Origin of the sequence: Streptomyces sp. SolWspMP-5a-2 (genome assembly GCF_900091845.1) — a bacterium.
Classification (GTDB): Bacteria; Actinomycetota; Actinomycetes; order Streptomycetales; family Streptomycetaceae; genus Streptomyces; species Streptomyces doudnae.
Window position 1 is genome coordinate 1 of record NZ_FMCI01000299.1, and the last position, 10,233, is coordinate 10,233.

At 73.9% G+C, this 10,233-nt stretch carries 8 protein-coding genes and 1 pseudogene; 6 read left to right on the top strand and 3 right to left on the bottom strand.

What is annotated here, in order from left to right; translation table 11 throughout:
• Window positions 1-63: 63 nt before the first annotated feature.
• Both GA0115242_RS29500 and GA0115242_RS29505 read right to left on the bottom strand, forming a co-directional pair.
• Window positions 64-1,737 (bottom strand): FAD-binding dehydrogenase, encoded by a 1,674-nt coding sequence (locus tag GA0115242_RS29500; RefSeq protein WP_093833829.1) that lies wholly within the window; start codon window positions 1,735-1,737, stop codon window positions 64-66.
• A 17-nt stretch (window positions 1,738-1,754) separates the two neighbouring features.
• A pseudogene (locus GA0115242_RS29505) lies at window positions 1,755-2,383 on the bottom strand (TetR/AcrR family transcriptional regulator).
• Window positions 2,384-2,516: 133 nt separating this feature from the next.
• Between GA0115242_RS29505 and GA0115242_RS29510 the strand changes: the two are divergent.
• Window positions 2,517-3,143: an alpha-ketoglutarate-dependent dioxygenase AlkB gene (locus GA0115242_RS29510; protein ID WP_093833831.1), complete on the top strand. Its 627-nt coding sequence runs from the start codon at window positions 2,517-2,519 to the stop codon at window positions 3,141-3,143.
• Between the two features lie 98 nt (window positions 3,144-3,241).
• On the top strand, window positions 3,242-4,477 hold the full coding sequence (locus GA0115242_RS29515) for a DUF4032 domain-containing protein (RefSeq protein ID WP_093833833.1): 1,236 nt from the start codon (window positions 3,242-3,244) through the stop codon (window positions 4,475-4,477).
• A 1-nt stretch (window position 4,478) separates the two neighbouring features.
• On the opposite strand, the gene GA0115242_RS29520 is transcribed toward GA0115242_RS29515, so the two are convergent.
• Entirely contained in the window at window positions 4,479-5,351 is an 873-nt protein-coding gene (locus tag GA0115242_RS29520) for a universal stress protein (RefSeq protein WP_093833835.1), read from the bottom strand.
• Between the two features lie 280 nt (window positions 5,352-5,631).
• On the opposite strand from GA0115242_RS29520, the gene GA0115242_RS29525 reads away from it, so the two are divergent.
• The 4 genes from GA0115242_RS29525 to GA0115242_RS29540 are packed head-to-tail and all read left to right on the top strand — an operon-like array spanning window position 5,632 to window position 9,891.
• A complete protein-coding gene (locus tag GA0115242_RS29525; protein WP_093833837.1) occupies window positions 5,632-7,308 on the top strand; it encodes an FAD-dependent oxidoreductase in 1,677 nt (558 codons plus the stop codon).
• Window positions 7,305-8,762, top strand: coding sequence for an ATP-binding protein (locus GA0115242_RS29530; RefSeq protein ID WP_093833839.1), 1,458 nt, complete (start codon window positions 7,305-7,307; stop codon window positions 8,760-8,762). Before GA0115242_RS29525 ends, GA0115242_RS29530 begins: the two co-directional genes overlap by 4 nt.
• Window positions 8,759-9,109, top strand: a complete 351-nt coding sequence (locus GA0115242_RS29535; protein WP_093833841.1) for a UBP-type zinc finger domain-containing protein — start codon at window positions 8,759-8,761, stop codon at window positions 9,107-9,109. The genes GA0115242_RS29530 and GA0115242_RS29535 overlap by 4 nt, the downstream gene beginning before the upstream one ends.
• Before the next feature lie 41 nt (window positions 9,110-9,150).
• Window positions 9,151-9,891 carry a hypothetical protein gene (locus tag GA0115242_RS29540; protein ID WP_141721800.1) on the top strand — a complete coding sequence of 247 codons (741 nt, stop codon included), beginning with the start codon at window positions 9,151-9,153 and terminating at the stop codon, window positions 9,889-9,891.
• Window positions 9,892-10,233: the final 342 nt, after the last annotated feature.

Below are 10,233 nucleotides of genomic sequence, written 5' to 3' on the forward strand. Positions count from 1 at the left end.
GGCCCGCTCCCGGGACCGCGCCGCGGCGGCTCGGGGCGGGGAGAGCGGAACCGGGGCGGCCGGTCAGCCGGTCTCGCGGGCCGCCGCGCGGCCTGCCGCCCGGCCGGAGAAGAGGCAGCCGCCGAGGAAGGTGCCCTCCAGGGCGTTGTACCCGTGCACGCCTCCCCCGCCGAACCCGGCCACCTCACCGGCCGCGTACAGGCCGTCGATCGGGGCGCCGTCGGCGCCGAGGGCGCGGGAGTCCAGGTCGGTCTGGATGCCGCCGAGCGTCTTGCGGGTGAGGACGTGCAGCTTGACGCCGATCAGCGGCCCGGCGTCCGGGTCCAGGATGCGGTGCGGGGTGGCGACCCGGCCGAGGCGGTCGCCGATGTAGCGGCGGGCGTTGCGGATGCCCTGGACCTGGGAGTCCTTGCTGTACGGGTTGGTGATCTGGAGGTCGCGGGCCTCGATCTGGCGGCGCAGTCCGGCCGCGTCCAGGAGCGGTGTGTCGGTCAGCCCGTTCATTTTGCCGACGAGTTGCTCCAGGGTGGGCGCGGTCACGAAGTCGGCGCCCCGGCGCACGAAGGCGTCGACGGGCCCCGGCGCGCCCTTGCCGAGGAGCCGGTCGCGCAGCACCGCGCCCTTGTCCTTGGCGGTGATGTCGGGGTTCTGCTCCGACCCGGAGAGCGCGAACTCCTTCTCGACGATGCGCCGGGTGAGGACGAACCAGGAGTGGTCGTGCCCGGCGAGGGCGGGGTCGGTGCGCAGGTGGCGGAGGGTGCCGAGGGTGTCGTAGCCGGGCAGGCAGGGGTCGGGCAGGCGGCGGCCGAGGGCGTCGAACCACATCGAGGACGGGCCGGGCAGGATGCGGATGCCGTGGCCGGGCCAGATCGGGTCCCAGTTCTGGATGCCCTCGGTGTAGTGCCACATGCGGTCGCGGTTGACGAGCCGGACCCCGGCGGCGGCGCTGATGTCGAGCATCCGGCCGTCGACGTAGGCGGGCACGCCGGTGACCATCCGGGTGGGCGGGGTGCCGAGGCGTTCGGGCCAGTACCTGCGGACGATGTCGTGGTCGGCGCCGATGCCGCCGGAGGTGACGACGACGGCGCGGGCGGTGAGTTCGAAGTCGGCGACGCGTTCGCGGCTGGAGGGGACGCCGCGCGGGGAGTCGTCGTCGGCGAGGACGGTGCCGCGGACCCCGCTCGCGTGTCCGTCCTCGACGATCAGCTCGTCGACGCGGTGGCGGTGGTGGAACGTCAGGAGCCCGTCCGCCCGTGCCTTTCTGGCGTACGCCACGAACGGTTCGACGACGCCGGTCCCGGTCCCCCAGGCGATGTGGAAGCGGGGCACGGAGTTGCCGTGGCCGTCGGCGCGCAGGTCGCCGCGCTCGGCCCAGCCGACCGTGGGGAGCAGCTTGATGCCGTGTCCTTCGAGCCAGGACCGCTTCTCCCCGGCGGCGAACTCGACGTAGGCGCGCGCCCAGCGCACCGCCCAGGAGTCCTCGTCGTCCGTGCGGTCGAAGGCCGCGCTGCCCCGCCAGTCGCTCCAGGCGAGGTCGAGGGAGTCCTTGACGCCGAGGCGGCGCTGTTCGGGGGAGTCGACGAGGAACAGGCCGCCGAAGGACCAGAAGGCCTGGCCGCCGAGGTTGGCGGCGTTCTCCTGGTCGACCAGGGCGACGCGCCTGCCCCGGCTGGTGAGTTCGTGGGCCGCGACCAGGCCGGCGAGGCCCGCTCCGACGACGATGACGTCCGCATGCATGGCGACCGTTGCCTTTCCTAGGGGAGGTCCCGCGCGCCGCTGCCGTCGGTCAGCAGGGCGGTGAGGAGCTGCTTGAGCCAGATCCGGGCGCCGTCGACGTCCCGGTCCAGCAGGAGTCGGGTGGTGACGCCGTCGTAGGCGGCGACCACGGCGTGCGCGGCGCTGTCCGGGTCGCCGAGGGGGCGGGCGCCGCGGCGAGGCCGGGGGCGCGGGCGAGCCGGTCGGCGATCGCCCGCCGCAGCCGGGCCCGGTGGGCGAGGAGGGTGCCGGCGACGTCGGGCACCCGGGCCGCGTGCACCAGGAAGTCCGTCTTGACGAGGAGCCACTCCCGGTCGAGCAGGAGCACCTCGGTGACGCGGTCGACGGCGGCGGCGACGTCGCGGTCGGGGCCGTCGAGGGCGAGGGCTCCGGAGACCTGGTCGGCGATGAGGTCGGCGCGCTGCCGGTAGAGGGCGAAGAACAGCTCGTCGAGGCTGGCGAAGTTGGAGTAGAAGGCGCCCCTGCTGTACCCGGCGGCCTCGCAGACCTCCTCGATGGAAACGCGCCCGAAGCCCTTGGCCGCGAAGACGGCGAACGCGGCGTCCAGCAGGTTGGCCCGGGTGCGCACCCGGCGCCGGGTCACGCGTCCGGTGGCCGCTGCGGCCATGGCGTCCTCCCTCCCGGGCGGCGATCGGATACGTGAATGTATCCGATACACCGATGTATCCAAAGGGGTGGGACGGAATCCGCCGAGCCGCCGCTAAGCGAACGTATTTTCGATTTACGGGTACGCTGGCACCATGACCACGCACCTCCAGGGCTCCCTGTTCGACCAGACGGACCGGCCGCGGCTCGGCCCCCTCACCGGGATCCGCCGCACCGTGCTCGGGTCGGGCGCCTGGATCGACGTGCTGCCGGGCTGGCTGACCGGCTCGGCGCCGCTGTGCGAACGGCTGGCCGCCGAGGTCCCGTGGCGCGCGGAACGGCGCACCATGTACGACCACGTCGTCGACGTCCCCCGGCTGCTCGCCTTCTACGGCGCGGACGACCCGCTCCCCCACCCCGTCCTCACCGAGGCCCGCGACGCGCTCGGCGCGCACTACGGGCCCGAACTCGGGGAGCCGTTCGCCACCGCCGGGCTCTGCCTCTACCGCGACGGCCGGGACAGCGTGGCCTGGCACGGGGACCGCGGCGGGCGCGGCGCGCGCGAGGACACCATGGTCGCGATCCTCTCCGTGGGCACGCCCCGCGACCTGCTGCTGCGCCCGGTGGGCGGCGGCGGCACGGTCCGCAGGCCGCTCGGCCACGGCGACCTCATCGTGATGGGCGGCTCCTGCCAGCGCACCTGGGAGCACTGCGTCCCCAAGAGCGGACGGGCTTCGGGACCGCGGGTGAGCGTGCAGTTCCGCACCCGCGGCGTGCGCTGAGGGGCGCTACGCCCCGGCGGCCCCCGGCGGGCCGCCCTCTAAGGTGAGGTGACGATCACCCCCGAGCCGTCCGGCCCCGAGACGAGGACACCCGATCCATGGCACTGCAGATCAGCGCGACGACCCCGGAGCACCCCGCGCTCCTGCTGGAGCTGCCGTGGCACCTGCCGCTCGAACGGTGGCCGGAGGCGTACCTGGTGCCGCTGCCGCGCGGCATATCCCGGCACGTGGTGCGGTACGCGCGGGCCGGGGACGAGGTCATCGCCGTCAAGGAGCTGGCCGAGCGCCCCGCGCTGCGCGAGTACGAGCTGCTGCGCGACCTCGACCGGCTCGGCATCCCCGCCGTCGACCCGCTGGCCGTCCTCACCGGACGCACCGACGACGACGGCGCCCCGCTGGAGTCCGTGCTGGTCACCCGGCACCTGAGCGGATCGCAGCCGTACCGCTCCATGTTCGAGACGACGATGCGCCCCGCCACCATGCACCGGCTGATGGACGCCCTCGCCGTGCTGCTGGTCCGGCTGCACCTGGCCGGGTTCGCCTGGGGCGACTGCTCGCTCTCCAACACCCTCTTCCGGCGCGACGCGGGCGCCTACGCGGCCTACCTGGTGGACGCCGAGACCGGCGACCTGCACCCGCGGCTCAGCGACGGGCAGCGGGAGTACGACCTCGACCTGGCGCGCGTCAACATCAGCGGCGAACTCCTCGACCTGGAGGCGTCCGGCGCGCTGCACCCGTCGGTCGACCCCATCGAGTTCGGCACCGAGATCTGCGCCCGCTACGGGCGGCTCTGGCAGGAGCTGACCCGCACCTCCGTGTACCCGGCGGGCAAGTACCACTACATCGAGCGGCGCATCCGGCGCCTGAACGACCTCGGGTTCGACGTCGCCGAGATGCAGATCGAGCACTCCTCCAACGGCGACTCCGTCACCTTCGTGCCGAAGGTCGTCGACGCCGGGCACCACCAGCGCCAGCTGCTGCGGCTGACCGGCCTCGACACCGAGGAGAACCAGGCGCGGCGGCTGCTGAGCGACCTGGAGAGCTGGATGGCCACCCAGGACGACTACGCCCCGGGCGACCCGCTCGCCGCCCGCCCCGAGGTGCTCGCCCACCGGTGGGTGCGGGACGTGTTCCGGCCCACGGTCAGGGAGGTCCCCCGCGAGCTGCGGGGCGCGATGGACGCGGCGGAGATCTACCACGAGCTGCTCGAACACCGCTGGTACCTGTCCGAGCACGCCCAGCACGACATCGGCCTGGAGACGGCGGTCGCGGACTACATCAGGAACATCCTGCCGACCGCGCGGGAGTCGCTGAGGCCCACGACCGCCGAGTGACTCAGCCGTGCGGGACGACGGCCACCGGGCACTCCGCGTGGTGCAGCACCCCGTGCGCCACCGAGCCGATCCGCGCGCCGACGGCCGTGCGCGAGGCCCGGCGCCCCACCACCATGAGCTGGGCGCGCGAGGCCACCGACAGCAGCACCTGTCCGGCGCTGCCCAGCTCCACGTGCTCCACCACGGGCACCTCGGGGAACTCCGCGCGGAACGGCCGCAGCGCGTCGGTCAGCGCCCGGCTCTCGTACGGTTCGAGGCCGCCCGCCTCGTCCAGGAGCTTCAGCGAGGCGGGGCTGTAGGCGAAGACCGGGGGCAGGCTCCAGGCGCGCACGGCGCGGACGGTGGCGCCGCGCGCTGCGGCGGTGGCGAACGCGAACCGCAGGGCGTCCAGGCTGTCGTCCGGATCGCCCTGCTGGCCGACGACGACCTCCCGCCCGGCCGCCTCCCCGGCGGGCCGGTCGCCCGACCGCACCAGGACCACCGGCCGTCCCGCCCCGGCGATCACCCGCTGCCCCACCGAGCCGAGCAGGAACCCGACGACGGGGCCGTACCCGCGCGAGCCCAGCACCAGCAGCTCCGACCCGGCCGCCGCCTCGACGAGGGTGTCGGCGGCCTCCCCCTCCCGCGCGTCGGCCCGCACGTCGAGCGCCGGGTACCGGGCCCTGACGCCCTCGGCGACCTCCGCGAGCGCGTGCGCCACCCAGCCGGACTGCGTCTCGGCGTCCGCGCCCTCCAGGCCCTCGTGCGGCGCGAACCGCCAGACCTGGAGCAGTCGCAGCGGCAGGCCGCGCCGGAGCGCCTCCCGGGCCGCCCAGTCGAGTGCCGCGAGGCTCTCGTCGGTTCCGTCGACGCCTGCGGTGATCGGGCCCGCCATACGGCTGCCTCCCTGTGTCGGGGTCGTGGATCCCGGCCCGGGACCACGGTGGGTCCGACGGGCCGGGACGACGTGTCGTGGGCATCTTCGGCGGTGGCACCCGGGCCGCCGCCGGGGCCAGTCTCGCGCACACCGGGCGGTCGGTCCCGCCCGCCCGCCACCGCTTCTCACGGCGAACCGCGGAGATCGAACATACGATGGACGGGAGCCGACGCGGTGACCGCTTCCCCGGGTGCGGGCCCGCCGTCCCGTCGGCCCGACCACTCGGGGTGGGAGACGCATGGCACAGCCGTCCGACACAGCGCGGACCGTCATCATGACCGTGGACGACGATCCGGGGGTCTCCCGCGGCGTGGCCCGCGACCTGCGGCGGCGCTACGGCGAGTCCTACCGGATCGTGCGCGCCGAGTCGGGCGCGTCGGCCCTGGAGGCGCTGCGCGAACTGAAGCTCCGCGGGGACCTGGTGGCGGTGATCCTGGCCGACTACCGGATGCCCCAGATGAACGGCATCGAGTTCCTCGAGCAGGCCCTCGACGTCTATCCGGGCGCGCGCCGGGTGCTGCTGACGGCGTACGCGGACACCGGGGCGGCCATCGACGCGATCAACGTCGTCGACCTCGACCACTACCTCCTGAAGCCCTGGGACCCGCCGGAGGAGAAGCTCTACCCGGTCCTCGACGACCTGCTGGAGGCGTGGCGGTGCTCCGACTTCCGGCCGGTGCCCGCCACCAAGGTGGTCGGCCACCGCTGGTCGGCGCGCTCCTCGGAGGTGCGGGAGTTCCTGGCCCGCAACCAGGTGCCCTACCGCTGGTACTCGGCGGAGGAGCCGGAGGGCGCGCGGCTGCTCGCGGCGGCCGGACAGGACGGCAGACGGCTGCCGCTGGTGATCACGCCGGACGGCGCCCCGCTGGTCGAGCCGGAGGCGCCCGAGCTGGCCGCGCGGGTGGGCCTGGCGACGACCCCGGCGGCCGACTTCTACGACCTGGTCGTCATCGGCGGCGGCCCCGCGGGGCTCGGCGCCGCCGTCTACGGGGCGTCCGAGGGGCTGCGGACGGTGCTGGTGGAGCGGTCGGCGACCGGCGGGCAGGCCGGGCAGAGCTCCCGCATCGAGAACTACCTGGGCTTCCCGGACGGCGTCTCCGGCGGCCAGCTCACCGACCGGGCCAGACGGCAGGCGGCGAAGTTCGGCGCGGAGATCCTCACCGCCCGCGAGGTGACCGCCCTCGAAGTGGACGGGGCGGCCAGGACGGTCCGCTTCTCGGACGGTTCGGCGGTCGCCGCGCACAGCGTGATCCTGGCGACCGGGGTCTCCTACCGGCAGCTGACCGCGCCCGGCACCGACGACCTGACCGGCTGCGGGGTGTTCTACGGTTCCGCGCTCACCGAGGCGGCCTCCTGCCAGGGCCACGACGTGTACATCGTGGGCGGCGCCAACTCGGCCGGGCAGGCGGCGATGTACCTGGCCAGGGGCGCCAAGTCGGTGACGCTGCTGGTGCGCGGCGACGACCTGGCCGCGTCGATGTCGTACTACCTGGTCCAGCAGATCAACGACGCGCCCAACATCACGGTCCGCACCCGTACCGTCGTCGACTCCGCGCACGGCTCGGACCACCTGGAGCAGCTCACCCTGCGCGACGTGGGCAGCGGCGCGACCGAACGCGTCGACGCGCAGTGGATGTTCGTGTTCATCGGGGCGGCCCCGCTCACCCACTGGCTGGACGGGACGGTCCTGCGCGACGAGCACGGATTCATCCTGGCCGGTCCCGACCTGACCGCCGACGGGCGCCCGCCGGCCGGCTGGGAGCTGGACCGGCCGCCGTACCACCTGGAGACCAACGTCCCCGGGGTGTTCGTGGCGGGCGACGCGCGCGCCGAGTCGGCCAAGCGCGTCGCGTCCGCCGTCGGAGAGGGAGCCATGGCCGTCATGCTCGTCCACCGGTACCTGGAGCAGTCGTGAGCGGGCGGGCGATGCCGTGCAGCCCGCGGGAGATCGGCGCCCTGTTCCTGTTCGAGAAGCTCACCGCCGAGCAGTTGGGGCGGCTGTGCGGCGAGGGGCGGGTGGAGCTGTTCGAGCCCGGCGCCGTCTACACCGAGGGCGACCCCGCCACCTGCTTCTACGTGATGATCGAGGGCACGGTGGTGCTCTCCCGCCGGGTCGGCGGCGACGACGTCGAGGTGACCCGCACCTCCCAGCCCGGGGTGTACTCCGGGGCCATGCAGGCGTACATCGGGGACCGGGTCCGGCAGATCTACAACAACTCGATGCGGGTCACCGAGCCGACCCGGTTCTTCGTGCTGCCCGCGGACTCCTTCGCGCGCTTCATGCAGGAGTCGTTCCCGATGGCGGTGCACCTCCTCGAAGGGCTGTTCTTCGGCTCCAAGAGCACCCAGCGGGCGATCGGCCAGCGCGAACGGCTGCTGGCGCTCGGCTCGTTGTCCGCCGGGCTCACCCACGAGCTGAACAACCCGGCGGCCGCGGCCGTGCGGGCCACCGCGACGCTGCGCGAGCGGGTCGCCAAGATGCGGCACAAGCTGGGCGTCATCTCCGCCGGTCCGTTCCCGCGCGAGGCGCTCGCCACCCTGATCGAGGTGCAGGAGCGGACCGCCGAGCGGGTCGCCAAGGCCCCGGCGCTCAGCCCGCTGGAGGCGTCCGACCGGGAGGACGCCCTCGGCGACTGGCTCGACGACCACGGCATCCCGGACGGCTGGCGCATCGCGCCGACCTTCGTGCAGGCCGGTCTCGACCTCGACTGGCTCGACCAGGTGGCGGCGGCCGTCGACCCGGAGATCCTGCCGGGCGCCGTCGGCTGGCTCAACTACACGGTCGAGACCGAGCTGCTGATGAACGAGATCGAGGACTCCACCACCCGCGTCTCGCGCCTGGTCGACGCCGCCAAGCAGTACTCGCAGCTCGACCGCGCCCCCTACCAGCACGCGGACGTCCACGAACTCCTCGACAGCACGCTGCTGATGCTCTCCGGGAAGATCGGCAGGCGGATCGACGTCGTCAAGGAGTATGACCGCACGCTGCCGAGGATCCCCGCCTACCCGGCGGAGCTGAACCAGGTGTGGACGAACCTCATCGACAACGCGGTCGCCGCCATGGACAGCACCGGCGGCGACGGCACGCTGACGGTCCGCACCGCGCTGGAGAACGACCGGCTGCTGGTCGAGTTCCGCGACACCGGGCCCGGCGTGCCGCCGGAGATCCGCGGCCGGATCTTCGACCCGTTCTTCACCACCAAACCGGTCGGCGAGGGCACCGGACTCGGTCTGGACATCTCCTGGCGGATCGTGGTGAACAAGCACCACGGCACCCTCCAGGTCGAGTCCGTGCCCGGTGACACCCGCTTCCAGGTGCTGCTGCCGCTCGCCGCGTCCGACGACCAGACCCCCGAGGAGTCCTCATGACCTCCCCCGACGGAATCGCCCCGAGCGTCCCGCCGAGCGGTACCGGCTGCGCCGAGTGCGACGCGGCCGGCGGCTGGTGGTTCCACCTGCGGCGGTGCGCGCTCTGCGGGCACATCGGCTGCTGCGACGACTCCCCCGAGCGGCACGCCACCGCCCACCACGCCGCGACCGGGCATCCGCTGATCCGCAGCTTCGAGCCGGGCGAGGAGTGGTTCTGGGACTTCGACTCGGGTGAGCTGTACACGTCGGGTCCGGAACTCGCCCCTCCCGCCCATCACCCCGCCGACCAGCCGACCCCGGGTCCGGCGGGCCGGGTGCCGGCGGACTGGGCCGACACCCTGCGCTGACGGCCGGGGCGTTGTCAGTGGGGCACGGCATCATCGTCCCCATGACGACGATCGACTGGCACGGACTGACCCACGCCTACGGGACCGCCGAGGACATACCCGGCCTGTTCCAGCGCCTCGGGGGCGCCGATGACGACGAGGTGTGGGGCGAGCTGTGGTCGTCCCTGTGCCACCAGGGCTCGGTCTACGACGCGAGCTGGGCGGCGCTGCCGCACCTCACGGACATCGCGTGCGGCCGGGCGCCAGGCGACCGGTTCCAGGCGGTGGTGCTGGCCGGGGCGATCGTCGTGGACACGGACGACCCGGGCCGGGCCAGGTACGCCGCCGAGATCGCCGAACTGCTGGGCGTGGCACGCGTGTTGCTGGACAGCGGCGACCTGTCGGCGGCCCTCTTCGTCCACCTGCTCAAGTCCGTGCTGTCCTTCGAGGGCGAGGAGTTCTGGGCCGAGACGCTGGAAGGGGTGAACAGCGAGGAGTACGAGGTGGAGTGCCCCGGCTGCGAGGCGGGTCTGTTCGTGGCCTTCGGCGAGTTCGGCACGTTCGTGTCGGAGGGTGACTACGTGACCGGGGGCGGCGACGGGGGCGACGCGACGCGCGGGGAGCTGACCCCGGCCGCGCCGGACGAGCTGACCGGCATCGGCGCCCGACTGCACGGCGAGGCGGTCGCACACGGCCAGGAGGAGGTGGCCCGCGCGCTCACCCTCGTCTTCGGACGCGGCCGCTGCCCGTCCTGCGACACGGAGTTCGCGGTGGCCGAGGAGGTCGAGCGGCTGGGCTACTGAGGCGGACGGGGGCGGGGGCGAACCTGCCGCGTCCCACGTGAGCCCAAATGACCGATTGCCGGTCGGCACCGGGCGATACTGCACGCGTCCACGCCCGCCCCCGGCGGTTCCGTCGGCGGTCGCCCCGGCTTCAGGGTGTCCGCGACGCCGGTGGCCGGGCGGCCGACCCCGCCTCGCCCGTGGCGAGGTGACGAGACGGAAGAAGGTACCCGGCTTGCAGATCACGGACCTCCCGCCCCCACCCACGCAGGACCAGCGCCGCCGCACCGCGCGCCGCAGCGCGGTCACGGCGACGACGCTGCTGCTCGCCCTCCTCACGACACCCGCCCTCGCCGCTCCCGC